Origin of the sequence: Blastococcus sp. CT_GayMR16, from assembly GCF_004570875.1 — a bacterium.
Taxonomy (GTDB): domain Bacteria; phylum Actinomycetota; class Actinomycetes; order Mycobacteriales; family Geodermatophilaceae; genus Blastococcus_B.
Window position 1 is genome coordinate 106,959 of record NZ_SPQK01000009.1, and the last position, 23,142, is coordinate 130,100.

Below are 23,142 nucleotides of genomic sequence, written 5' to 3' on the forward strand. Positions count from 1 at the left end.
CCGCGAAAAGGAGCCGGCCATGACTGCCCTGCAGAAGAAGTCCGAGAACCCGATCGCCCACCTGACCACCGAGGACATCGAGCTCATCGGCAAGGAGCTCGACACCATCCGCCAGGAGATCCGCGACAGCCTCGGCGAGGACGACGCCAAGTACATCCGCAAGGTCATCGACGTCCAGCGCAAGCTCGAGCTCGGCAGCCGCGCCGCCCTGCTCGTGTCGATGTTCCCGCCCGCCTGGGTCGTCGGGACGGTCGGCCTCTCGGTCGCCAAGATCCTCGAGAACATGGAGATCGGGCACAACATCCTGCACGGCCAGTGGGACTGGATGCGCGACCCGAAGATCCACTCCACGACGTGGGAGTGGGACATGGCGAGCCCGTCCGAGCAGTGGAAGCACTCGCACAACGAGCTGCACCACACGTACACGAACGTGATCGGCAAGGACAACGACCTCGGCTACGGCATCATGCGCGTCGACGAGGACCAGCGCTGGCACCCGCTGTACCTGGCGCAGCCGGTCTGGAACTTCCTCAACGCCTGCTTCTTCGAGTACGGCATCGCCGCCTACGACCTGGAGCTGGGCAAGAACCTGGCCACCAAGAAGCGCCGCAACGACCCGGCGTTCCAGGCCGGCGTGAAGGCCGTGCTGGGCAAGATCCGCCGGCAGGCCACCAAGGACTACCTGATCCACCCGGCGCTGTCCGGCCCGTCGTTCCTGCCGACGCTGGCGGCCAACTTCACCGCCAACGTCGTCCGCAACCTGTGGTCGCACTCGGTCATCATGTGCGGCCACTTCCCCGAGGGCGTCGAGACGTTCGAGCGGACGTCGATCGACGGCGAGACCCGTGGCGAGTGGTACGTGCGGCAGATGCTGGGCTCGGCGAACATCTCCGGCAGCAAGGCCATGCACCTCATGACCGGCAACCTGAGCCACCAGGTCGAGCACCACCTGTTCCCCGACCTGCCGAGCAACCGGTACGCCGAGATCGCCCCGAAGGTGAAGGACATCTTCGACCGCTACGGCCTGACCTACCACTCCGCCCCGCTGTACAAGCAGGTCGCCAGCGCGTGGCACAAGGTCATCCGGCTCTCGCTGCCCAACGGCTGGATGGCCGAGACGACGCCGAAGAACGCCCCGGCCCAGGTGATCAAGCTGGTGCGCATGACGACGGGCGGCAAGAAGGTCCGCCGCGAGCTGTCGAAGGCCGCCGCCTGAGTAAGGACCCCGCCCCTCTCACCCTTCGCACGCTCAGGGCGAGCCTCCGGGCGGGGCCTTACGGTTCACTGCTCCCCGACCTCGCTGGGCTCGGAGCGCCAGATCAGCTCGTCCAGCCGTCGGCCGACGACGCCGCCGACCGGTAGGGGCTCCGCGATGTCCGCCAGGTGCACCACCGTCTCCGCGACGAGGTCAGCGAACGCAGCCCCACCGATGACGTCCGGACCGATGCCGAAGGAGACGTAGTAGCCCTCGACGGCAAGCCCCACGTCGTCGAGGGAGACGTCGAGGTCACGGACCACCGCGGTCGTGGTGGCGCGCATCGAGCTCATCCCGGAGAACGCCCGCCCGCAGCCGCAGCCACCGCCGTCGGGGTCCCTCTCGTCGTCCGCGCAGACGAGACCGAGCAGGACCAGCTCGCCCTCGATCGCGTGGCAGAAGTCGCCGTCCTGTTCCCCCTGGTGCTCGCGCGTGGCGGTCAGCAGCTTCATGACCGCGACAGTGGCACCGGGGTCTGACAACTCGATTGCCGTCGCCGGTGCGGGGTGTTCGGATGCCTGCGTGGATCTTCCCGCCGTGCTGACGGCCTTCGACGAGCAGATGCGGCGCCGGCCGGTGCCCGGCCCCGGCATGCGGATCGAGGTCGACGAGCGCGTGACCCGCACCGTCGGCACCGACGGGTCCTGGTCGACCGTCGTCTGGAGCTCGGTCACCGAGGGAGACGCCGACGAGGTGATCGCAGCGGAGATCGCCCGGGCCACCGGCTCCCTGGAGTGGAAGCTGTACTCCCACGACCGGCCCGCGGACCTGTCCGACCGGCTGAAGGCCGCGGGGTTGCGGCCCGACCCGGTCGAGACCGTCCTGGTCGCCGACATCGCCGAGCTGGATCTGCCCGTGGCCGAGCCGGACGGCGTGCGGCTCGCGGTGGTGGAGGACGAGGAGGCCGTGGCGACGATGCTGCAGGTGCACGACGACGTTTTCGGTCCCGGCACGACGCACCCGTCGGTCGCGGAGGCGGTACGGACGGCGCTACCGCTACGACCGCGGCCGATCGAGGCCGTCGTCGCGCGGGCCGGCGACATCGCCGTCTCGGCGGGCAGGGTCGAGTTCCACGAGGGCACCGACTTCGCCAGCCTGTGGGGCGGCGGGACGCTGCCCGGCTGGCGCGGCCGCGGGGTCTTCCGGGCGCTGGTGGGGCACCGTGCCCTGCTCGCCCGGGACCGTGGGTTCCGCTACCTCCAGGTCGACGCGCTGCCCACGAGTCGGCCCATCCTGGAGCGGATGGGTTTCCACCCGCTCGCCGAGACGACGCCCTGGGTCATCTGACGCCGACGGCCGGACCGGACCGAGCAGACGCTCGATGATCCGCCGGTCGCCGGGCCAGGCATCGAGAAGGACGTCCCGAGGGACCTGCCGGGCCGCGTAGCGGAAGGCGAGCGCGACCACCACAACGTCGTCCAGCGGGCCGATCACCGGGAGGAACTCCGGGATCAGGTCGATCGGCGAGAGCACCCACAGCCCGGCGAAGCCGACGGCGAGCTTGGCGCGGCGGGGGACGTCGGGGTTGCTGCGCAGGCGCCGCACGGTGGTGACGCAGGCCGGCAGGAAGCGCGCCAGCTCCTTCGCGGTGCCCTCCGGCAGGCGCCGGGCCAGCAGGATGAGCACCAGCCAGCTGGCCGCCATGACGCCGACAGCGATGCCGAGGCCGATCAGCCACTCACGCACGGCCGGATCTCCCGCTCATGGACGCGACGGTACGACCTCCACGAGCGGGAACCAGCTGTCAGCTGGCGAGGTCGACCGAGGCGGCGCTGTCCCTGCGCAGCCGTGCCCGGTTCCGCCGCGGGGCGAGCGGGATCAGGCGCGGCTCCGGTGACCGCCGCTGATGGTGCGAGTGGGCCGCCATCGCCTGCTCGGCGTCGCGGATCATCGCGGCGATGCGGGCCAGTCGGTCGCGGCTGGGCGAGGCGTCGACCGCGGCGGACGGCACGCTGCTGCCGGCCGCGACCGCCGGGAGTTCCAGCGGCGCCAGCTCTCGCACGACCTCGACCAGGTCCTCGGCCACGCCGACGGTGAGGATCATCAGTTGGCCATGTCCACGAAGCGGCTGTAGTGGCCCTGGAAGGCCACGGTGACGTTCGCGGTCGGGCCGTTGCGGTGCTTGACCAGCATGATGTCGGCCTCGCCGGCCCGCGGGGACTCCTTCTCGTACATGTCCTCGCGGTGGATCATCATGACCATGTCGGCGTCCTGCTCGATCGAGCCGGATTCGCGCAGGTCGGACAGCATCGGCTTCTTGTCCTGACGCTGCTCGGAACCACGGTTCAGCTGCGACATGGCGATCACCGGCACCTCGAGCTCCTTGGCCAGCAGCTTCAGCGCCCGGGAGAACTCCGAGACCTCCTGCTGGCGGCTCTCGACGCGCTTGCCCGACGTCATCAGCTGCAGGTAGTCGATGACCACCAGCTTGAGGTCGTTGCGCTGCTTGAGGCGGCGGGCCTTGGCCCGGATCTCCATCATCGTCATGTTCGGGGAGTCGTCGATGTAGAGCGGGGCATCGGCGATCTCGCCCATGCGCCGGGCCAGCTTCGACCAGTCCTCGTCCGACAGCGAGCCGGCGCGCATGTGGTGCAGCGGCACCTTCGCCTCGGCCGACAGCAGACGCATGGTGATCTCGTGCTTGCTCATCTCCAGCGAGAAGATCGCGGCCGGCATGTGGTTCTTGATCGATGCCGATCGCGCGATGTCGAGTCCGAGGGTGGAGTTGTGCGTCGGGATGAAGCTCCGGCCCGCCAGGAAGAGCGAGTCATCGGCAGCAACCTGGATGCAGCGGACCGGCACGCTCACGATCGGACGTACGTCGGTGATGAACCGGACCCCGCGTGCGGTGAACGTGCGTGCACCCCGCTCCTTGTGGACCAGCTTCTTGCGCTCGAGCCGGAACACCTCCTCATCGGTGCTGAAGGTCAGCGTGAAGCAGATGGACGACTTCTCGCTGCGGCCCGGCACCCGCTTACGGCTCATCCCCACCCGGTGACCGAGGCTCGCGATGAGCTCGCGGGTGTCCTCGGCGAGCCGGCGGTTGGTGACCGCAAACTGGACGACGCCGTTGGGTGCCACGGTGCCGTCCGTGTCGAGCAAGCCGGCCAGCAGAGCCCGCCGCTGTTCAACGGACGCCCGCAGGTAAGCGGTTGGGATGTGCTTGTCGCCGAGGACGTCCAAGGAGCGGAGAAGGCCCGTTACGGTGCCGTGGGCAGCCCGGCAGGCGTGGCACTGCGCCAGCCCAGCGGACGGCCCACCGCAGTCGGGGCAGGAAGCCGAACGCCCGGCCACCCCAGCGGCGCGCAGCCTGCCTCCACAGGTCTTGCCGCAGGTCTGCACCTGCGACGTCTTCGGGACGAAGAGTTCGCCGCACATCGGGCAGGGACGTGCCTCGATGTCGTCCCGCGCCGGCAGCCGCATCACATAGCGGAGAGGAGTGGACGTGCGCTCGACGGTCAGGCCTTCGGCCTCGATGTACGCGGCGATCTCCGGGTCCGCGCTCGTGTAGTGAGCTGCGGCCGACGTGCCGTCACCGAGCCACACCCCGAGGGCGTAGGGCGGGAGGGGCAGATCGGCATCGGGCAGTTCCAAGGGAGCGGCATTGGTGATCGAGTGGTTGAGCCGCGCGTCCTTGGTCTCGCAGCGAACGGAGCGGGCGATCTGCTCCGTCGTCCGGACGGCGGCGAAGGTGCCCTGGTTGCGGTAGCCGTTGTAGCCGACACGCGCGGCCTGCGCAGACTTCCGGCTGGCCCTGGTGTCGGTCAGCCACTGGTGCTGCGCGTCGGCCACGATCACCGAGCCGTCGGAGAAGTGCACCTCGTAGCAGGGCCGGTCGATCAGGACGTCGGTCGCGGCGACGACGCTCGTGGGCCGGCCGTCAGAGCCGATCACCTGCGCGCCGACAGCGATCTCGCCCATGGTCGTCCAGCCGGCGGGCGTCGCGATCGGAGTGTCGAGGGCCAGCGCCTTTCCCACGCCGGGCCGGGCCGCGATGACGATCATCTGACCGGCCTGCAGCCCGTTGGTGAGCTCGTCGAGATCGCGGATGCCGGTCGGCACGCCGCGGCTGACCCCGCCCCGTGAGGCGATGGCGTCCAGCTCGTCCATCGTCGGCTGGAGGATGTCCTCGAGGCGGGAGTAGTCCTCGCTCATCCGCTTCTCGGTGACGTCGTAGATCTCCTGCTGGGCGCGGTCGACGATGTCGTCGACGTCGCCCTTCCCGCCGGCGGCGCCGTAGCCCAGCTGGACGACGCGGGTGCCGGCCTCGACCAGTCGCCGCAGCACGGCCTGCTCGGCCACGATCGCGGCGTAGTACCCGGCGTTGGCCGCGGTGGGGGTCGAGGCGATCAGGGTGTGCAGGTAGACCGCGCCGCCCATCTTCGACAGCTGGTCGGTGCGGTTGAGCTCCGCGGCGACGGTGATCGCGTCGGCGGGCTCACCGCGCCCGTAGAGGTCCAGGACGCAGTCGAAGATCACCTGGTGCGCGGGACGGTAGAAGTCCGTGCCCTGCAGGGCCTCCACGACGTCGGCGATGGCGTCCTTGCTCAGCAGCATGCCGCCGAGCACCGACTGCTCGGCCGGGATGTCCTGCGGGGGCTGCCGGTCGTACGCCGGTGCCGTCGCCGAAGGCCGGCTGAAGTCGTCGGCCAACGCCACGGGGTTCCTCCATCTCCTTGCGGGCACGCCCGCACCACCACTCCGGAGGGAAGCCGGGAGTTCGGCGGGCGCCGCCGGACCGAACGTCTGTTCGGTCATTGCTACCGCCGGGCACCGACAGTTCTCGGCACCCGGCGGCAGCTGAGGAGGACGTTAGGAAGGCGGAGGGGTCGCCGTCCATCACCGGTGTGCACGCCGATCTGCACAACTTGTGGACAAGTCGGTGGATGGAGGCGTGTCGACATGTGGAGACGGCGGGGGACACCCGGCGGCCATCTCCCGGCTTCCCCGTCGTCACCTGCGCCGACGGTGCCCACCGGCTGTGGACAGGAGAAAAGCGCCAACAAATTTTGCGAGTCGCACCACGTGTCCCACGTCCGCACGCGGCGGCACCTCTCGGGCGCCTGAGGACGACGAAGGACGGCCGGCCGGCTGGCAGGAACTCACAGCGACCCCGTCAGGAGCCCTGGGATGGCCGAAGGTGGCCGCGCGGCCACCCGGGGCAGCGGAGGACGGCGCGAGGAGAGCCTCGGGGCACTCAGGCCGCGTGCGGTGCCTCGCTGTCCACAGACGCCGCGAGGGGCGCCGGACCGGAGTCCGACGCCCCTCGCGGGTACGGCCTCCCTGCAGGGTCCCGCCGCGAGCATGCGAGCGGTGGGGGGCAGGGAGGTCCTTCAATCAGCTGGCGACGACCTCGATCTGCAGCGTGGTCGAGACCTCGGGATGCACTCGCACGGAGACGGTGTGCTGGCCCGTGGTCTTGATGCTGCTGGGCAGCTCGATACGACGACGGTCGAGCTCCGGGCCGCCGGCGGCCGTGACGGCCGCGGCGACGTCGGCAGTGGTGACGCGACCGAACAGGCGGCCACCCTCGCCGGCGCGCGCCGGGACGCGGACCGTGAGTCCGGACAGCTGCCCGGCCACGGCGGTCGCCTCTTCCTGCGAACGCACCTCACGGGCGGCACGCGCCCGGCGCAGCGACTCGATCTGCTTCTCGGCACCGCGGGTGGCCTGGATGGCCAGGCCGCGGGGCAGGAGGTAGTTGCGGCCGTAGCCGCCCTTGACCTCGACGGTGTCACCGGAGGAACCGAGACCGGTGACTTCGGCGGTGAGGATGAGCTTCAGGGTGCTCATGTCAGCGCGCCGTCGAGGTGTAGGGCAGCAGCGCCATCTCGCGGCTGTTCTTCACGGCCACGGCGACGTCGCGCTGGTGCTGGCTGCAGTTGCCGCTGACGCGGCGGGCACGGATCTTGCCGCGGTCGGAGATGAACTTCCGCAGCAGCGTCGTGTCCTTGTAGTCGACGTGGGTCGCCTTGTCCTTGCAGAACTGGCAGACCTTCTTCTTGACCTTGCGAATGGGGGGCTTGGGCACCGGGGTACTCCAGATACGAGTGGATCAGGGAGAGGAAGGGATCAGAAGGGCGGTTCGTCGGACGGACCGGCGGGCGTCGACCAGGGGTCGCTCGAACCGCCGCCGCCGCCACCACCGGAGGAGCCGAAGCCGCCTCCGCCGCCACCGCCACCGGAGAAGCCGCCGCCGCCTTCACCGCGCGAGGCCTTGGTGACCTTCGCGGTGGCGTAGCGGAGCGAGGGGCCGATCTCGTCGACCTCCAGCTCGATGACGGTGCGCTTCTCGCCTTCCTTGGTGTCGAACGAGCGCTGCTTGAGCCGCCCGCTGACGATGACCCGCGAACCGCGGGTGAGGGACTCGGCGACGTTCTCGGCCACCTGCCGCCACACGTTGCACCGGAGGAACAGCGCCTCGCCGTCCTTCCACTCCTGCGACTGACGGTCGAAGGTGCGGGGGGTCGAGGCCACAGTGAAGTTGGCGACCGCGGCGCCGGAAGGCGTGAACCGGAGTTCCGGGTCCGACGTCAGGTTGCCGATGACGGTGATGACGGTTTCGCCGGCCATGGTCAGTGAGCCTCTGGGCGCATCAGCTTCGTGCGGAGCACCGACTCGTTGAGGTTCAGCTGCCGGTCGAGCTCGGCGACCGCCTCGGGCTCCGACTCGATCGTGACGATCGCGTAGATGCCCTCGATCTGCTTCTTGATCTCGTAGGCGAGCCGACGCTTGCCCCAGATCTCGGTCTTGACGGTGCCACCGGCCTTGGTGACGACGGTCAGGAACCGGTCGAGTGAGGGAGCGATGGTGCGCTCCTCGAGCTCGGGGTCGAGGATGACCATCAGTTCGTAATGACGCACGGGAAACCCCACCTCCTCTGGTCTTGGCGGCTGCAGAAGGTCTGCAGCAGGAGGGTCGTGCATGCGTTGCGCGCCCCGACAGACGCCGGAACGCGCAGGACGAGGCTACCAGCGCGCGGGCGGGAACCTTCCGGGGCTGTCCACAGGCCCCCGCACAGCAGCGCGGCCGCCGTCCCCGGATGGAGGACGGCGGCCGCGGAGCCGGGACGCGTTACCGGGAGGAGCGGGACGCCTGGTGCGTGCGGACCAGCGCGGCGGTGACCGCAGCCAGGGCGACGACGGCGGCCAGAGCGGCTGCCGGCAGCGCCTGCGCGGCGGACGACGAGGAGGACGCGGTCTCCTGGGCGCTCTGGTCGTCCAGGGCGGCGCCGTCGAGGCCGGCGAGCTGGCCGAAGACCGGCACGGAGGCGCCGTCGTAGCTGCCCGCCACCCCACCGGAGCCGTTCGCGCTGTCGTTGCGGTCCGGCCCGCCGAGGCTGCGGCCCGGCACGTAGAAGCGCGACGGGTCGAAGGCCGACGCGGCCGCGATGCTGGCCGGCGACAACTGCGGCGCACCGGAGCCGGTGTTGTAGGTGTACTGCGAACCCGGCACGCCCTCGACGCCGGTCGGGCCGCCGGGGGTCGGGGCCTGGTCGACCGGCCCACCCGGCGTGGGCAGCGTGGTCGGCGGCTGCGGTCCGCCGGCCGGGACGCCCGGCAGGTTCGGCACGGTCACCGGCGGGAGCTGCGGCACGTTGACGCCGCCGAGGTTGGGCAGCGGCACGAGCGTGTTCACGACGAACGGGGTCGGCGCCGGGAGCGCCGGCAGCAGGCCCAGAGCGGCATCGGTGAGCGGCTGGGTGAGCGAGGCGTTGCTCGACAGGCGGTAGGTGAAGGTCACCACGCAGTTCACGCAGGACGAGGCGAACTTCTCGGCCACCGAGGCGCCGGGTGCCAGCGCCTTGGTGCCCGACGGGAGCCGGAGGCCCACCTCGGTCTTCGCCGTCACGCTGACCAGCGACGGGATGAGTCCGCCACCGCCGACCTGCACGGTCTTGTCCTGGATCTCGTTGACGAAGGTCACCGTGCCACCGGCGTCGACGGAGACCGCCGGGACGGTGACGTCACGGATCGGCACGGTGGCGGTCGGTGCGGCGGCCGCGCTCGGTGCCATGAGCACCGCGAAGGCCGCCACCCCCAGCCATCCGAGGACGGCGACGGCGATGCCCCGCCGCGCGCTTCGACGGATCCGACCGGTTTCCATCTGCTGTTCTACCTCCACGTCGACGTTCGTCCGTTCCCCTACTGGGGAGTAACCCCCGTCACGCTGCAAGAACGATGATGTGACGCCAGCGATACGGGTAAACCTCAAACCGGGATCGAACTAGGGTCTTCCGGCGTGGCGATACACCCGATCGGCGTACACATCGGCCCCGGTCTGACCGAGGACAACCAGCTCGACAACGGCGGCCCGCTGGCCCGCGCGGCGGAGATGGATGCCGACGGGGTGCAGATCTTCCTCACCGATCCGCAGAGCTATGCCGCGCCGAAGCCGCGGCCGGACGCCGACGACCTGCTGGCCGGCGACGTGATGGTGGTGGTCCATGCCCCGTACATGCTCAACGTCGCGTCCACCAACAACCGGATCCGCGTTCCGGGCCGCAAGCTGCTCGCCCAGCATGCGAAGGCGGCCGCGGCAGTCGGTGCCCTGGGGTTGGTCGTGCACGGCGGCCACGTGGTCGCGGAGGACGACCCGGCGGTCGGCGTCGAGAACTGGCGCAAGACGTTCACCTACCAGGCCAAGGACGGCGGCTTCCCGCTGCCGCTGCTCATCGAGAACACCGCCGGCGGCGGGAACGCGATGGCCCGGGACATGGACGCGATCGCCCGCCTCTGGGACGCCATCGGCGAGTTCGGCGCGGGCTTCGTGCTGGACACCTGCCACGCCTGGGCCGCCGGCTGGGACCTCGGCACCGCGGTCGAGGACATCCGCGCGATCACGGGGCGGATCGACCTCGTCCACCTCAACAACAGCAGGGACGCGGCCGGTTCCAGCCGCGACCGCCACGCCCCGCTGACCGACGGCGAGATCCCCACCGAGGTCCTGGTCGAGGTCGCCCGCGCCGCGGACTGCCCCGTCGTCCTGGAAACCCCCGGCGACAGCGCAGCGCACGCCGAGGAGATCGCCGTCCTCCGTCAGGCCCTGTCGTGAGGCCCGTCGGCTGAAAACGGGTGGTCCTGGCTCACCGTGAGGGGTCCTGGCTCACCGTCGATCGTGAGCCAGGACCCCTGATGATCAGGTGACCTGATCAACACCGGGCCGGCGCAGCACGACGCGGTCCGTGGCGCCGTCCAACGGGCCGCCCGCCGGGTCGTCGACGCCGGGCCAGGTGGTGCGGACGACGTCCTCGTCGGGGCGCAGCACGTCCCGGACGACCAGGCCCATGAGCACGACGACGGCGAGGTCGCGGATCACCACCCCGAGGAAGAACCACTCGATGCCGACGCCCCGGTTGTCCGCGCCCAGGTACCAGAGCAGCCGGGGCACCCACAGCAGCGCCTCGGTGGCCTGCCACAGCAGCAGCGACCGCCAGCGCGGCCGGGCGAGCACGGCCAGCGGCAGGAGCCACAGCGAGTACTGCGGGCTCCACACCTTGTTGAGCAGCAGGAAGCCGGCGACGAGCAGGAAGGCCAGTTGGGCCACCCGCGGCCGGACGGGTGCGGCCAGCGTCAGCCAGGCCGCCCCGGCGACCAGGAGCAGCAGGGCCACGGCGACGACGGCGTTCAGGACCGTGGGGGACTGGCCGTCGGCGAGCAGGCCGTCGAACGCCCGCTGATCGGTGGCGTGCAGGACGAGGTTCCAGATGGTGTCCGGGTCGGCGGGCCGGCTGCTGTTGAGCCGGAAGAAGCGGCTCCAGTTCTCCGGCGCCAGCACCACCAGCGGGGCGTTCACCGCCACCCACGCGACGCCGGCGGCCACCGCCGTCCGCAGCCAGGTCCGGAGCCGGCCGGCGCGCAGGCAGAGCAGGAAGAGCGCGCCGAGCAGCAGGGCCGGATAGAGCTTGGCGGCGATGCCCAGGCCGAGCAGCACGCCGGCGAGGACCGGTCGCTGTCTCGCCCAGGCCCAGAGGCCGGCGGTCGCCAGGGCGACGGCGAAGAGGTCCCAGTTGGTGAAGGCGTGCACGAACAGCAGGGGGGACAGACCGATCATGGCCGCGTCCCAGGGCCGCCGGCCGGAGAGTCCGAGCACCGCCCGCGTCGTCAGCAGGGCGCACAGCGACAGCAGCAGGCAGGTGACCACGTAGTAGCTCTGGACGGCGGGGGCGTCGGGCAGCACTCCCCAGGCCGACTCCGCGCCGTCGTACACGCGGCCCAGGGCGGCGGCGAGAGCCATGAAGCCGCCGGTGAGCACCGGGTACTCGACGGGGGAGTCCAGGTACGGGAGCGCGCCGGTGTCGAGGTCGTGCAGGCCGAAGAGCGGGACGGTGTCGGAGTAGCAGAAGTGCGTGTACTGCACCCAGCCTGCCCAGTTGCCGTCCGAGCAGGGCGCCTGCTTGATCCAGGCGAGCGCCAGCACGAACGTGGTGAACAGCAGGCAGACCCGCAGCGGCGTCCAGAACAGCGCCCGGCCGATCACCGCGTGCCGGCCCCACGGGCCGCCGATCGCCTCGCTCGCCTGGGCCACGACCGGGTCCGCCCAGGACGGGATCACCCGGTCCGGCGGCGGCGGGTCGGCCGCGCGGCGGAAGGACCCGCCGGACGCCGGCTCCGGAGACACCGCGGGCCCGTCCGCTGGTGCGGACGGGCCCGGAGGTGCGCTGCTCACGTGCTCAGTGTGCGGGATCGACCTCAGTCGGCCGGCTCCCCGTCCGGCGGCCCCTGGCCTCCGGGATTGCCGGGCTGGCCAGGGAGACCGGGCACCCCGGGCCCGGTGGCGGTCGGCGTACCGGTCGGGGTTCCCGTGGGGGTATCGGTCGGCACGTCCGGAACCGCCGTCGTGGTTGCCGCGGCCGACGAACTGGCCGGTGCCTCGCTCGTCGGCGGAGCCTCCGTGGTCGGCTCGGGCACGCCCTCGCCGGTGTCACCCTGGATCAGCGCCTTGTCGGGCAGGTTCTCCTCGGGGGTGCCGGCGAGGACGGCGTTCATGAACCGCTGCCAGATCGCCCCCGGCAGACCGGATCCGTAGATGATCCCCTCGTCGGAGTTGATGATCGGATCGCGGCCCTGCGTGCCCATCCACACCGCCGTCGAGATCGACGGCGTGTAGCCGACCATCCAGGCGTCGGAGTTGTTGACCCGGTCCAGGCCCTGGGTACCGGTCTTGCTGGCCACCTCACGCCCGTCGTCCAGCGCCCGGCGGGAGAACTGGGCGACGCCTTCGAGCGCGAAGGTGACGTCGTTCGCGACATCGGCGGGGATCACCTGCTCGCCCTCGTCGGCCGGCGGGCCGAGCAGCTGGGTGCCCTCGGAGTCGGTCACCTGCGCGACGAAGTACGGGTCCCGGTGGACGCCGCCGTTGGCGAACGTCGCGAACCCGACGGCCTGGTCGATCGGGCGCATCTCGTACTCGCCGATGCCGATCGACGAGCCGGTGTTGCCGCTCTCCGGGTTGGCCAGCGTGGTCTTGCCGACGAAGTTGCTGCCGCCGACCTCCCAGACGTCCGGCAGACCGGTCGCCTTCCGGGCCACCACCGCGACGTTCTCGGGCCCGACCTCGTACGCCAGTCCGTAGAAGGTGGTGTTCAGCGACCGGGTGATGGCCTCGATCAGGGTGCACGACGGGCAGGAGGCCCCACCGGAGTTCACGACCTCGGCGTCGCGGTCGGGGAAGGTCTGCGGTGAACTGCCGTCGCGCCGCGCCTGGACGCCGATCCCCCGCTCGAGGGCGGCGGCGAGCACGTACGGCTTCATCGACGAGCCGGGCTGCCGCAGCGCCTGGGCGAAGTCGAACTCGGTGCCGTTCTGGCCGCCGAAGTAGGCGAGCACGCCACCGGTCTTGGGGTCGACCGACACCAGCGCCTCGCGCAGGACGGCGTTGTCCTCTTCCGCCATCACCTCGTTCACGCTGGCGACGGCAGCGTCCTGGTAGCCCTTGTTGACCGTCGTGGTGATCCGCAGGCCACCGGCGTCGATCTGCTGCTCGGTGTAGCCGTGCTCGCGCATCAGCTCGTTCTTGACCTGCGACACGATCAGGCCCTCGGGTCCCTGGGGGAGGCCCAGGGAGGAACCGGTCTTCGGCTGGACGGGCGGGTAGGTCGAGGCGGCGCGCTCGTCGGAGCTGAGCCACCCCTCCTCGACCATCGCGTCCAGCACCCGGCCCCAGCGGTCCGTGGCCTCCTCGGGGCTGACCTCGGGGTCGTAGCGGGATGGGCTCCGGATCAGGACGGCGAGCACCGCGCCCTGCTGGGGGGTGAGCTGCGAGGCCGAGATCCCGAAGTAGGTGTTGGCCGCCGACTCGATGCCGTAGGCGCCGCGCCCGTAGTAGATGGTGTTGAGGTAGTTCTCGAGGATCTGGTCCTTCGAGTAGTTGTTGTCCAGCTTGATGGCCAGGAACAGCTCCTGGAACTTGCGCGTGAAGGTCTGCTCGGAGTTCTGCAGGATCGCGTTCTTCACGTACTGCTGGGTGATCGTCGAGCCGCCCTGCGTGGAACCACCGGTCAGGTTGTTCCAGGCCGCGCGGATGATCCCGGTGAACGAGATGCCGGGGTCGGTGCGGAAGTCGCGGTTCTCCGCGGCCAGCACGGCGTTCTGCGCCGGCTCCGAGATCTGGGCCAGCGGGACGTTGGTGCGGTTCTCGTCACCGAGCCGCGCCATCTCCGTGGTGCCGTCGGAGTAGTAGACGCGCGTGGTCTGCGCGGTGGTGATCGAGTCCGGGCTCGGCACGTCGGTGCTGGCGTAGACGACGCCGACGAAGACGCCGAGCAGGACCAGCATCCCGGCGACGATGCCGCCGGCGATCTTCAGCCGGTGGCTGCGGCGCTGCTTCTTCGAGCGGGGTCCCTTGCCCCTGGGCTTGGTCGAGCCGCCCTTCGCCGGCGGCCGGCCCGATCCCCCGGACCCGGCGCTGCGGGACGTGCCACTGCGCGGCGGGGCGGGACGGCCGGTGCGGGCGGCCGTCGTCCGGGCCCGGCCGTTGCCGGACGGACGACCGGCGCCGGCACGGCCGCCGCCTCCGGTGGGGCGCGAACGTGTCGGGTCCGGACGGCGGACCGAACCGGCGCGGGGCGCGACGGGTGAGGTCTCGTCGTGGGATGGCACGAGGGAACCCCTCTCTGACTTCTCGGTTCGGCGACGGGGGCAGGCCCCTGTCGCAGCGTGGCGTCTTCAGCTGTGGGAGCGGGGGAGGACCCGCGGCGCGGCGGCGCAGACACTCCGCCGGTTCCGTGGCGGGCCCTGCACTCGCCGAGCGCCTACTCCGTGGCGACCTGGCGCCGGTTCCGCCGGGGCTGGCGCCCCGGTACGGGCTCGGTACCCAGGACGTACGAGGCGTCCAGGTGGTTCCAGCCGCAGCTGCGGCACACCTCCACCTCGTAGACCCTGAACTCCTCCTGCATGGCGTCCATCCGGGCGAGCTCGGCCGCGGTCTTGGCCTGTCCGGACGTCGGTCCGAGATGGTCGCCGTACACGTAGTTCACCCTGGTCAGGCGTTCCTTGCGGCACACCGGGCAGGCGACGTCCGTCGCCTCACCGTGGTACTTGGCCGCCCGGGAGAGGTAGGGACTGGCGTCGCAGACCTCGAACAATCCGGTGCGGCCCGCGTACACGCCGGCGAGGACGGCTCGCCGCTGCAGCGAGTAGTCCACGACGGAACGACGTCCGGGCACGGCGTCAATGTACGCAAAGGGAAGGGCTCTTTCGGCGACAAGCGGGCCCGGAGGGTCCAGCGCTGTCGTCGACGGACACGCTCCGAGCAGCGGGGGAACGACTCCTGGCCGCGGTGCGATCCGGAGGATTGCGATGTCACGATGTATCGTCTCGATACATCGGGAACACCGGCTGAGGGAGGCGCGATGCTCGAGTTCGCCATTCTCGGCCTGCTGCACCAGTCGCCGATGCACGGCTACGAGCTGCGCAAGCAGCTCTCGCAGGTCCTCGGCGGGCTGCGCAGCATCTCCTACGGGTCGCTCTATCCCGCCCTCAAGCGGATGCGGGCAGCCGGGCTGATCTCCACCGATGAGCCCGATCCGCACGCTCTGCTGCCGGCCGACGCGCCACCGCTCACCGGGCGGCGCGGCAAGGTCGTCTACACGATCACCGCCGAGGGCAAGGAGCGGTTCCACGAGCTGGTCGGCCAGACCGGCCCGGAGGCCTACGGCGACGACGGTCACTTCGGCGTGCGGCTGGCGTTCTTCCGGCACACCGCCGCCGACGTCCGTCTGCACATCCTCGAGGGCCGTCGCCGCACCGTGGAGCAGCAGCGGGAAGGTCTCCGGTCCTCCCTGGCGCGCACCCGGGAACGGGTCGACCGCTACACGCTCGAACTGCAGCGCCACGGCCTCGAGTCGGTGGACCGCGAGGTCCGCTGGCTGTCGGAACTGATCGACAGCGAGCGCCGGGAGGCGTCGGAGCCCGGACAACGCCGGGAGGCGTCGGAGCCCGGACAACGCCGGGAGGCGTCGGAGCCCGGACAACGCCGGGATGCCGGGGGCGACCCCTCGCCCCCGGCGTCGGAACCCACCACCTGAGCAGTGCGACGGGGTCACCGGCCCCGCCCGCAGTCAGCACCGGACCGCTCGCGGTTCGCGAACACGGGACCACGCGGTCCAGGAAGAAGGAGAGTCATGGGATCAGTCAAGGTCGCCATCATCGGCGTCGGGAACTGCGCCGCCTCGCTCGTACAGGGCGTGCACTACTACCGGGACGCCGACGAGACCGCCTCGGTCCCCGGCCTGATGCACGTGCGCTTCGGCGACTACCACGTGTCCGACATCGAGTTCGTCGCCGCGTTCGACGTCGATGCCAAGAAGGTCGGCCGCGACCTCTCCGAGGCGATCGTCGCCAGCGAGAACAACACGATCAAGATCTGCGACGTGCCGCCGCTCGGCGTCACCGTCCAGCGGGGCACCACCCTCGACGGGCTCGGCAAGTACTACCGCGAGATGGTCGAGGAGTCCGACGACCAGCCGGTCGACATGGTCGCCGCCCTGCGCGAGTCCGGCGCCGACGTCCTGGTCTGCTACCTGCCGGTCGGCTCTCAGCAGGCCGCGGAGTTCTACGCCCAGGCCGCGATCGACGCCGGTGTGGCGTTCGTCAACGCCCTGCCGGTGTTCATCGCCGGCACCAAGGCGTGGGCGGACAAGTTCACCGCCGCGGGCGTGCCGATCGTCGGTGACGACATCAAGAGCCAGGTCGGCGCCACGATCACCCACCGCGTCCTCGCCAAGCTCTTCGAGGACCGCGGCGTGCAGCTCGACCGCACGATGCAGCTCAACGTCGGCGGCAACATGGACTTCAAGAACATGCTCGAGCGCGAGCGCCTGGAGTCGAAGAAGATCTCCAAGACGCAGTCGGTCACCAGCCAGATCGACCGCGACATGGGCCAGGGCAACGTGCACATCGGCCCGTCGGACCACGTGCCGTGGCTCTCGGACCGCAAGTGGGCCTACGTCCGCCTCGAGGGCCGTGCGTTCGGCGACGTCCCCTTGAGCCTCGAGTACAAGCTCGAGGTCTGGGACTCCCCCAACTCGGCCGGCATCATCATCGACGCCGTCCGCGCCGCGAAGATCGCCAAGGACCGCGGGATCGGAGGCCCGATCCTGTCGGCGTCCTCGTACTTCATGAAGAGCCCGCCGGTGCAGCACCGCGACAGCGAGGCCCACGACCTCGTCGAGGCGTTCATCCGCGGCGACATCGAGCGCTGATCCAGGACCGCGACGGAGCCCGCATTCCCGATGGGAGTGCGGGCTCTGTCGCGTCCTGCCGGGGGTGGGGCCCGGTCGTGCATACGCTCCCCGGATGCGGCCCCGAGCTCTCCTCCCGGCGGTAGGGCTGGCGATCGCGCTCGTGGCCGGGTGTTCGAGCGGCGGCGACGCCGAGCGCTCGCCCGGGGACCCGGTCACCCAGCAGGACGCCGACGCGCTCGCCGGCCTCCTGCACCGGAACTTCACCCGCGGCGGCGCCGACTTCGTGGTCACGGCGCCGTACGGGGACGACACCGTGCTGACGCTGACCGGTGAGGTCGACTTCCGGCACGACACCGGCCGGGCGCAGGCCGTCACGAGCTTCGGTGACGGACGCCCGGACGACGCCCGCGCGCTGTTCTTCACGGCGGAGGACATCTGGGTCGGCGATCTCCCCGGGCTGCCCCAGGCCCTCGCGGCGGCGGGCGCTCCCGGCGCCGGCTATCTGCACCGCCCGCTGACAGCGGGGGACGAGGGTGCCGTGCCACCGCTCGTCGACGTCCTGGTCGAGGTGCTGCTGAACCTCTCTGCCCGCACCGCCGACGAGCCGCGGTCCTTCGTGGACGCCGGCTACACGTGGGAGGGGCAGCGCTCCATCGACAGCCGGCTGACCTCGCTGTTCGCGCTGAAGGGGGGCCGCACGGTGGCCGTCGCGGCCTCCGACGACCTCCTGACCCAGTTCGTCACGCCCGTCGCGGGCGGGGAGGTCGACGTCACCGTGACGCTGTCGGACCACGGGTCACGAACGCTGCCCGGTCCGCCGGAGGCGGAGACTGCCGAGGCCGCCGACCACCCGGAGATCGCAGCCACGTTCGGGATCTAGCGGGGCGGGGGCACTCACCGCCGGAAGACAGCGGGAGAGGGCGGCCTCTTCCCCAGACCGCCCTCTCCCGGGTCCTTCCTACCAGATCCGCAGCGATCCGGGCACCCTCAGTTGGCGGTGGGATCTGCCGGAGCGGTCGAGAGCACGGCCAGCCGGCCGGTCTGGCGGCCCATCACCGCACGCCACAGGTCCGGTCCGGACACGGCGCTGAGGACGTCGTCCAGTCGCCCCGGGACGCAGGCCCAAGCGCCCTCGACGATCTCACCGGCGAGCTGACCGGGGGACCAGCCGGCGTAGCCGGCGAACACCCGGAGGCCCGTGACCTGCTCGGGCAGGTCGGCCGGGTCGGCGTCGAGGTCGACGAGGTAGACGTCGCCCGCCACGCGCCGCAGCGGGCTGTGCTCGTCGGCCGCAGCCGCGGGGGCGGTCGCCAGGCAGAGCGCGGTGTCGGTCTCGCAGGGCCCGCCCACGTGGAACACGCCGGGGTCGACGGCGAGATCGCACCAGCCGGGCAGCACGTCGCGGATCTCCACCTGGCTGGGCCGTCCCAGGACGACGCCCAGCGTGCCGGTGTCGGAGTGGTCGAGGACGTAGACGACGGTGCCGGCGAACGTCGGGTCGGTCAGTGACGGCAGCGCCACCAGCAGGCTGCCGGGACAGACGTCGTCCAGCCTGCCGACGGACAGCGCCGGGACGGCCGGGGCACGCCGCCGACCGGTCGCAGGCCGCGCGGGCGGACCGGACTCGGGGTCGGGGGAAGCGGGGACCGGGGTCATCGATGCCAGTGTGCCCCACCTGCGGCCGGCGGGGAGGCCGTCGCTCCCCCACTGGGGGAACTGGCCAGGTCAGTCTCGGCGCGGCGGGTCCGGCGACGTCGCGACCGGCCCGTCGGTCACCGCGCGGCCACCAGCGGCCCCCTTAGGGTGATCGGCGTGGCGCAGGCGGGCACGACCGTTCGCCACCTGCTGTTCCGCCCCGACTTCCGCCGGTTGCTCGGCACCCGCCTGCTGTCCCAGTTCGGGGACGGCGTCTTCCAGGCGGCGCTCGCCGGCACGGTGCTCTTCAACCCCCAGCGGGCCGCCGATCCGGTCGACGTCGCCGCCGGGTTCGCGATCCTGCTGCTCCCCTACTCCCTCGTCGGGCCCTTCGCCGGCGTCTGGCTGGACCGCTGGAGCCGGCGTCAGGTCCTGCTGTGGGCCAACGTCGTGCGGGCCGGACTCGTGGTCCTCGTGGCAGCGCTCGTGCTGGCGGGCGTCTCCGGGACGCTGTTCTACGCGTCGGGCCTCGCCGTCCTGTCGGTGAACCGCTTCATCCTCGCCGCGCTGTCGGCCGGCCTGCCGCACACCACCGACGAGCCGTCGCTGGTGTCCGCGAACGCGCTGTCGACGACGTCCGGGGCGGTGGCCGGCGTCGTCGGCGGTGGCGCGGCGATCGCGCTGCTCCAGGTGATCGAGTCCGGGAACGCCGGGTTCGCGGGAGTGGCGCTCTCTGCGGCGCTGCCCTATCTGGCGGCGGCCGCGGTGGTGTCCCGGTTCGACCGCGCCTACCTCGGGCCCGAGCACATGGCGGGCTCGCCACGGCTGACCGCGCGGGAGGTGGCCGTCGGGATGCTGGCCGGCGCGCGGCACGTCCGCACCCACCGGCCCGCGGAGGCGGCGCTCCTGGCGATCAGCCTGCATCGCCTCTGCTACGGCGTCCTGACCCTGATGACGCTGCTGCTCTACCGGAACACCTTCACGTCGGAGGGTGGCCTCTTCCCGGGCGGGCTCGTCGGACTCGGGGAGCTCCTGGGTGCGAGCGCGCTGGGCACGCTGCTGGCGGCCGCGGTCACGCCCGCCGTCGTCCGCCGGATCGGCAAGCCCCGCTGGATCGTGCTGCTGCTCGCCGGCGGCGGGTTCGCCCAGCTCGCCCTCGGCCTGCCCTTCATCGCGCCCACCTTCGTGGCTGCGGGGTTCGTCCTCGGGTTCGTCGCCCAGGGCGTGAAGATCTGCGTGGACACGACCCTGCAGGAGTCGGTGGACGACGACTTCCGCGGCCGGGTCTTCTCCGTCTACGACACCCTGTTCAACGTCACCTTCGTGGTGGCGCTGCTGCTCGGGGCGCTGGTGCTGCCCCCATCGGGAATCTCCTACCCCGTGCTGATCGCCGTCGGCGCCGGGTACCTGCTGGCCGCGTTCGCCTACGCCCGCATCACCCGGCGGCACTGACCGCGGAGTCAGAGCTCGGCGACGCACGGACCGCGGCCCAGGACGGACAGCCCCGTCAGGTCGCCGTCGGCGAGGTCCGGGACCTCCCGGCGGGCCTCCGGGTACATGAGCTGCGTGTCGTCGTCCACGTGGCCCAGGCCGACGAGATGCCCCAGTTCGTGCAGGACGATGGCCCGGGCGGTCTCCTCCCCGTCGCGGAAGCCGAGGATCTCCGGGATCCGCCCGGCGTCCAGCGAGACGGTTCCGGTGACGAAGACCCGCGGGCCCTTGCCGAGGGAGACGGCCACGCTGCCGGCCTGCCCGACCGTGTCACCGGCCAGGGCCGGGTTCTGCTCCTCGGTCTCCCAGGCGATCAGCACCGGCGCCCATCGGTCGCCGTAGCGCTCGGGCTGGTAGATCGGCCGGTCGATGGTGGTGGGCTCGTCCGTGGCGCCGTCCTCGATGAACTGCAGTCCGGTCACCTCCGACATGCGGGCGATCGCCGAGCGCACGACGTCCTCGCCCCCCTCGGGCGCGCCGTCGGGGCGCAGGACGTAGTGGATCGGCCGGCAGGGGTCGTAGGCGACCGCGGTGACGCCGTCGGCCTGGAAGGCCACGAAGGTGTGCGGCCCGCCCTCGGGTGGGGCCTCGAACGGATAGCCGAGGGGGGAGCGGGACGCCTCGAACCCGCCCGTGGGCCGGTCCGGCGGCGGCGTCGGGGTGGCCGGTGGCGCCGGAACCGTGGGCGGCGCGTCCAGGGCGACGTCGGGGGAGCCGTCGGGCGTCGGCGCCGTCCAGGCCCAAGGCCCGGGACCGACCAGGACGGCGGCCCCGCCGCTGAGCAGCAGGACGAGGAGGAGGACGACGAACGCCCGCAGCGCGGCGCGGCCACGGCGGCGACGTCGAGGAGCCGGCGGGACCGGTGGCGGGGGAGCGCGCCACGGGAGCGGCTGCACGGTGAGGCCGGCGGCCTCGTCCAGGACCCACTGCGGCACGCGCCCGGACGGCGACCGGGGGAACGGTCCCTCGTCGCCGTCCACACCGCCGGAGTCCACGTCCGGATTGTCGGCAGGCCGGGGCCGCATCTGCAGCGCGGGGCGCAGATCAGGTCTGCGCGGCCCACCACTGACGGAGCGCGGCCTCGGCGTCGTCGGGGTCGAGCGGCCCCCGTTCGAGGCGGAGGTCCTTCAGGAAGCGCCACGCGCGGCCGACGTCCGGGCCGGGTCCGACGCCGAGGATCTCCATGATCGCGTTGCCGTCGAGGTCGGGCCGTACCCGCGCGAGGTCCTCGGCGGCCGACAGCTCGGTGATCCGCTCCTCGAGGGAGTCGTAGGTCGCCGCCAGTGCGGCGGCCCGCCTCTTGTTGCGGGTCGTGGAGTCCGAGCGCACGAGTTTGTGCAGCCGCGGGAGCAGGTCGCCGGCGTCGGTCACGTAGCGGCGCACCGCGGAGTCGGTCCACTCGCCGCTGCCGTATCCGTGGAAGCGCAGGTGCAGGAACGTCAGGCGGGAGACCGCCTCGACGACGTCCTTGGGGTAGCGCAGCGCGGTCAGCCGCTTGCGGACCAGCTTCGCGCCGACGACCTCGTGGTGGTGGAAGGAGACGCGCCCCCGCGCCTCGTGGCGGCGGGTGGCCGGCTTGCCGATGTCGTGCAGCAGGGCCGCGAGCCGGAGCACGAGGTCCGGCGACTCCGCCTCCGTGTCCGCCCGGTCCAGCGTGATCGCCTGGTCCAGCGTGATCGCCTGGTCCAGCACCGTGAGCGAGTGGGTGTAGACGTCCTTGTGCTGGTGGTGCTCGTCGATCTCCATCCGCAGCGCCGGCAGCTCGGGGAGGACGACGTCGGCCAGGCCGGTGGCGACGAAGAGCTCCAGCGCGGCCCGGGGGCGGTCGGCGAGGAGGGTCTTGGACAGCTCGACCTGCACCCGCTCGGGCGTGATCCGGGCCAGCTCGGCCGACATCTCGGTCATCGCCTCGACCACGTCGTCCGCCGGCGTCAGCCCCAGCTGCGCCACGAACCGGACGGCGCGCAGCATGCGCAGCGGGTCGTCGGCGAAGGAGTCCACCGCGGCACCGGGCGTGCGCAGCCGCTTGGCCAGCAGGTCACCGAGCCCGCCGAAGGGATCGGTGACCGTGCGGTCGGGCCCCAGGGAGACCGCCATGGCGTTGACCGTGAAGTCGCGCCGCACGAGGTCGTCGATCAGCGAGTCGCCCCACGCGACCTCGGGGTTGCGCGACTCGCGGTCGTAGCGGTCGGCCCGGAAGGTGGTGATCTCCACGCGGGCGCCCTCGACCTCGGCCCCGACGGTGCCGAACGCGATCCCGGTGTTCCACGTGGAACGAGCCCACCCCTTCAGCAGGTCGAGGACCTGCTCGGGACGGGCGTCGGTGGTGAGGTCGAGGTCGCCGGGCAGTGCGCCCCCGCCGGCCCGGGCCCGCAGGAGCGCGTCCCGCACCGAACCGCCCACCAGGTGGACCTCGAAGCCGGCCTGCGTGAAGCGTCGCCCGAGCTCGGTGAGGACGGGGGAGAGCTCCACCAGCGCCCGCACGGTCTCCTGGACGGCCGGGGGGACCGGCGGGTCAGGAGGACGACTCGGGGGCGTGGCGGACACGACGAGCCAGCCTAGTGCGTGCCTCGCGCTACCCTGCTGGCATGGCTGGGACCGGCGGGCGCGGGCGCCCCGGCCGCCGGCTTCGACGGGTCGACGAGACCTCTGCCGGTGGCCTGGTGGTTGCCGATGACGGCGTGACCGGGCCCCGTGCCGCCCTCATCGGCCGGACCGACCGCCGCGGGCGGCTCCTCTGGTCGCTGCCCAAGGGGCACATCGAGGAGGGCGAGACCCCCGAGGACACCGCCGTCCGCGAGGTCGCGGAGGAGACCGGGATCATCGGCGAGGTCGTCGCCCCGCTCGGGATCATCGACTTCTGGTTCGTCGCCGACGGGCGCCGGGTGCACAAGACCGTCCACCACTTCCTGCTCCGCGCGATCGGCGGCGCCCTCTCCGACGCCGACATCGAGGTCACCGAGGTCGCCTGGGTGCCCCTCGACGAGTTGAGCGGCCGACTGGCCTACGCCGACGAACGGGCACTGGTCGAGCGCGCGCCCGCACTGCTGGCCGACAGCGCGTGACCGAGCCTGCG

Annotated in this window: 22 protein-coding genes and 1 pseudogene; 8 read left to right on the plus strand and 15 right to left on the minus strand. The window is 71.8% G+C overall.

Going from position 1 to position 23,142, the window contains the following annotated elements; translation table 11 throughout:
* The first annotated feature begins 19 nt into the window (after nt 1-19).
* The gene (locus E4P38_RS12020) at nt 20-1,216 is read left to right on the plus strand and encodes an acyl-CoA desaturase (RefSeq protein WP_135132043.1); all 1,197 of its coding nucleotides are present in this window, start codon (nt 20-22) and stop codon (nt 1,214-1,216) included.
* A gap of 65 nt (nt 1,217-1,281) precedes the next feature.
* Here the strand turns inward: E4P38_RS12020 and E4P38_RS12025 are convergent, their stop codons facing one another.
* The gene (locus tag E4P38_RS12025; RefSeq protein ID WP_135132044.1) at nt 1,282-1,707 is read right to left on the minus strand and encodes a hypothetical protein; all 426 of its coding nucleotides are present in this window, start codon (nt 1,705-1,707) and stop codon (nt 1,282-1,284) included.
* Between the two features lie 70 nt (nt 1,708-1,777).
* Between E4P38_RS12025 and E4P38_RS12030 the strand changes: the two genes are divergently transcribed.
* Nucleotides 1,778-2,542 (plus strand): GNAT family N-acetyltransferase, encoded by a 765-nt coding sequence (locus tag E4P38_RS12030; RefSeq protein WP_135132045.1) that lies wholly within the window; start codon nt 1,778-1,780, stop codon nt 2,540-2,542.
* Between the two features lie 108 nt (nt 2,543-2,650).
* Here E4P38_RS12030 and E4P38_RS23865 read toward each other — a convergent pair.
* The 8 genes and pseudogenes from E4P38_RS23865 to E4P38_RS12070 form a co-directional block, all read right to left on the minus strand.
* Nucleotides 2,651-2,899, minus strand: a pseudogene (locus tag E4P38_RS23865) (DUF1232 domain-containing protein); the annotation flags it as partial.
* Between the two features lie 100 nt (nt 2,900-2,999).
* Complete coding sequence (locus tag E4P38_RS12040) at nt 3,000-3,299, minus strand: hypothetical protein (protein ID WP_135132046.1); 300 nt, start codon at nt 3,297-3,299, stop codon at nt 3,000-3,002.
* Nucleotides 3,299-5,914 carry a replicative DNA helicase gene (gene dnaB / locus E4P38_RS12045; RefSeq protein ID WP_135132047.1) on the minus strand — a complete coding sequence of 872 codons (2,616 nt, stop codon included), beginning with the start codon at nt 5,912-5,914 and terminating at the stop codon, nt 3,299-3,301. The genes E4P38_RS12040 and dnaB overlap by 1 nt, the downstream gene beginning before the upstream one ends.
* A 678-nt stretch (nt 5,915-6,592) precedes the next feature.
* Entirely contained in the window at nt 6,593-7,048 is a 456-nt protein-coding gene (rplI, locus tag E4P38_RS12050) for a 50S ribosomal protein L9 (protein ID WP_280791075.1), read from the minus strand.
* A gap of 1 nt (nt 7,049) precedes the next feature.
* Nucleotides 7,050-7,286 carry a 30S ribosomal protein S18 gene (gene rpsR / locus E4P38_RS12055; RefSeq protein ID WP_135132048.1) on the minus strand — a complete coding sequence of 79 codons (237 nt, stop codon included), beginning with the start codon at nt 7,284-7,286 and terminating at the stop codon, nt 7,050-7,052.
* Between the two features lie 41 nt (nt 7,287-7,327).
* Nucleotides 7,328-7,828, minus strand: coding sequence for a single-stranded DNA-binding protein (locus tag E4P38_RS12060; protein ID WP_135132049.1), 501 nt, complete (start codon nt 7,826-7,828; stop codon nt 7,328-7,330).
* Nucleotides 7,829-7,830: 2 nt separating this feature from the next.
* Nucleotides 7,831-8,118, minus strand: coding sequence for a 30S ribosomal protein S6 (rpsF, locus tag E4P38_RS12065; protein WP_135132050.1), 288 nt, complete (start codon nt 8,116-8,118; stop codon nt 7,831-7,833).
* Nucleotides 8,119-8,329: 211 nt separating this feature from the next.
* Nucleotides 8,330-9,361, minus strand: a complete 1,032-nt coding sequence (locus E4P38_RS12070; RefSeq protein WP_135132051.1) for a hypothetical protein — start codon at nt 9,359-9,361, stop codon at nt 8,330-8,332.
* Nucleotides 9,362-9,496: 135 nt separating this feature from the next.
* Here E4P38_RS12070 and E4P38_RS12075 point away from each other — a divergent pair, with 135 nt between their 5' ends.
* Complete coding sequence (locus tag E4P38_RS12075) at nt 9,497-10,309, plus strand: deoxyribonuclease IV (protein ID WP_135132052.1); 813 nt, start codon at nt 9,497-9,499, stop codon at nt 10,307-10,309.
* An 84-nt stretch (nt 10,310-10,393) separates the two neighbouring features.
* Here the strand turns inward: E4P38_RS12075 and E4P38_RS12080 are convergent, their stop codons facing one another.
* The 3 genes from E4P38_RS12080 to E4P38_RS12090 form a co-directional block, all read right to left on the minus strand.
* Nucleotides 10,394-11,923, minus strand: coding sequence for a glycosyltransferase 87 family protein (locus E4P38_RS12080; RefSeq protein WP_135132053.1), 1,530 nt, complete (start codon nt 11,921-11,923; stop codon nt 10,394-10,396).
* Nucleotides 11,924-11,946: 23 nt separating this feature from the next.
* Complete coding sequence (locus E4P38_RS12085; RefSeq protein WP_245160970.1) at nt 11,947-14,355, minus strand: transglycosylase domain-containing protein; 2,409 nt, start codon at nt 14,353-14,355, stop codon at nt 11,947-11,949.
* 152 nt (nt 14,356-14,507) lie between these two features.
* Nucleotides 14,508-14,921: a DUF5318 family protein gene (locus tag E4P38_RS12090; RefSeq protein ID WP_209309071.1), complete on the minus strand. Its 414-nt coding sequence runs from the start codon at nt 14,919-14,921 to the stop codon at nt 14,508-14,510.
* Nucleotides 14,922-15,107: 186 nt separating this feature from the next.
* On the opposite strand from E4P38_RS12090, the gene E4P38_RS12095 reads away from it, so the two are divergent.
* The 3 genes from E4P38_RS12095 to E4P38_RS12105 all read left to right on the plus strand — a co-directional run bounded on the left by E4P38_RS12095 (nt 15,108) and on the right by E4P38_RS12105 (nt 17,820).
* A complete protein-coding gene (locus E4P38_RS12095) occupies nt 15,108-15,782 on the plus strand; it encodes a PadR family transcriptional regulator (RefSeq protein ID WP_135132054.1) in 675 nt (224 codons plus the stop codon).
* 96 nt (nt 15,783-15,878) lie between these two features.
* Nucleotides 15,879-16,958 carry an inositol-3-phosphate synthase gene (locus tag E4P38_RS12100; protein WP_135132055.1) on the plus strand — a complete coding sequence of 360 codons (1,080 nt, stop codon included), beginning with the start codon at nt 15,879-15,881 and terminating at the stop codon, nt 16,956-16,958.
* Nucleotides 16,959-17,052: 94 nt separating this feature from the next.
* Nucleotides 17,053-17,820 (plus strand): hypothetical protein, encoded by a 768-nt coding sequence (locus tag E4P38_RS12105; protein ID WP_135132056.1) that lies wholly within the window; start codon nt 17,053-17,055, stop codon nt 17,818-17,820.
* Between the two features lie 107 nt (nt 17,821-17,927).
* On the opposite strand, the gene E4P38_RS12110 is transcribed toward E4P38_RS12105, so the two are convergent.
* Entirely contained in the window at nt 17,928-18,596 is a 669-nt protein-coding gene (locus E4P38_RS12110; RefSeq protein WP_135132057.1) for a YqgE/AlgH family protein, read from the minus strand.
* Between the two features lie 156 nt (nt 18,597-18,752).
* Here E4P38_RS12110 and E4P38_RS12115 point away from each other — a divergent pair, with 156 nt between their 5' ends.
* Nucleotides 18,753-20,027 (plus strand): MFS transporter, encoded by a 1,275-nt coding sequence (locus tag E4P38_RS12115; RefSeq protein ID WP_135132058.1) that lies wholly within the window; start codon nt 18,753-18,755, stop codon nt 20,025-20,027.
* 8 nt (nt 20,028-20,035) lie between these two features.
* On the opposite strand, the gene E4P38_RS12120 is transcribed toward E4P38_RS12115, so the two are convergent.
* On the minus strand, nt 20,036-21,061 hold the full coding sequence (locus tag E4P38_RS12120; protein WP_245160971.1) for a matrixin family metalloprotease: 1,026 nt from the start codon (nt 21,059-21,061) through the stop codon (nt 20,036-20,038).
* Nucleotides 21,062-21,110: 49 nt separating this feature from the next.
* Nucleotides 21,111-22,613: a CCA tRNA nucleotidyltransferase gene (locus tag E4P38_RS12125; protein ID WP_135132060.1), complete on the minus strand. Its 1,503-nt coding sequence runs from the start codon at nt 22,611-22,613 to the stop codon at nt 21,111-21,113.
* Between the two features lie 41 nt (nt 22,614-22,654).
* Here E4P38_RS12125 and E4P38_RS12130 point away from each other — a divergent pair, with 41 nt between their 5' ends.
* Nucleotides 22,655-23,131, plus strand: coding sequence for an NUDIX hydrolase (locus E4P38_RS12130; protein ID WP_135132061.1), 477 nt, complete (start codon nt 22,655-22,657; stop codon nt 23,129-23,131).
* The last annotated feature ends 11 nt before the right edge of the window (nt 23,132-23,142 follow it).

Excerpts from the sequence above, each read along its gene's own strand:
- E4P38_RS12070 (WP_135132051.1), bottom strand. The coding sequence starts at position 9,361 with ATGGAAACCGGTCGGATCCGTCGAAGCGCGCGGCGGGGCATCGCCGTC.
- E4P38_RS12025 (WP_135132044.1), bottom strand. The coding sequence starts at position 1,707 with ATGAAGCTGCTGACCGCCACGCGCGAGCACCAGGGGGAACAGGACGGC.
- E4P38_RS12105 (WP_135132056.1), top strand. The coding sequence starts at position 17,053 with ATGCGGCCCCGAGCTCTCCTCCCGGCGGTAGGGCTGGCGATCGCGCTC.
- E4P38_RS12110 (WP_135132057.1), bottom strand. The coding sequence starts at position 18,596 with ATGACCCCGGTCCCCGCTTCCCCCGACCCCGAGTCCGGTCCGCCCGCG.
- rplI (WP_280791075.1), bottom strand. The coding sequence starts at position 7,048 with ATGAGCACCCTGAAGCTCATCCTCACCGCCGAAGTCACCGGTCTCGGT.
- E4P38_RS12060 (WP_135132049.1), bottom strand. The coding sequence starts at position 7,828 with ATGGCCGGCGAAACCGTCATCACCGTCATCGGCAACCTGACGTCGGAC.
- E4P38_RS12100 (WP_135132055.1), top strand. The coding sequence starts at position 15,879 with ATGGGATCAGTCAAGGTCGCCATCATCGGCGTCGGGAACTGCGCCGCC.
- E4P38_RS12020 (WP_135132043.1), top strand. The coding sequence starts at position 20 with ATGACTGCCCTGCAGAAGAAGTCCGAGAACCCGATCGCCCACCTGACC.
- E4P38_RS12095 (WP_135132054.1), top strand. The coding sequence starts at position 15,108 with ATGCTCGAGTTCGCCATTCTCGGCCTGCTGCACCAGTCGCCGATGCAC.
- E4P38_RS12040 (WP_135132046.1), bottom strand. The coding sequence starts at position 3,299 with ATGATCCTCACCGTCGGCGTGGCCGAGGACCTGGTCGAGGTCGTGCGA.
- E4P38_RS12130 (WP_135132061.1), top strand. The coding sequence starts at position 22,655 with ATGGCTGGGACCGGCGGGCGCGGGCGCCCCGGCCGCCGGCTTCGACGG.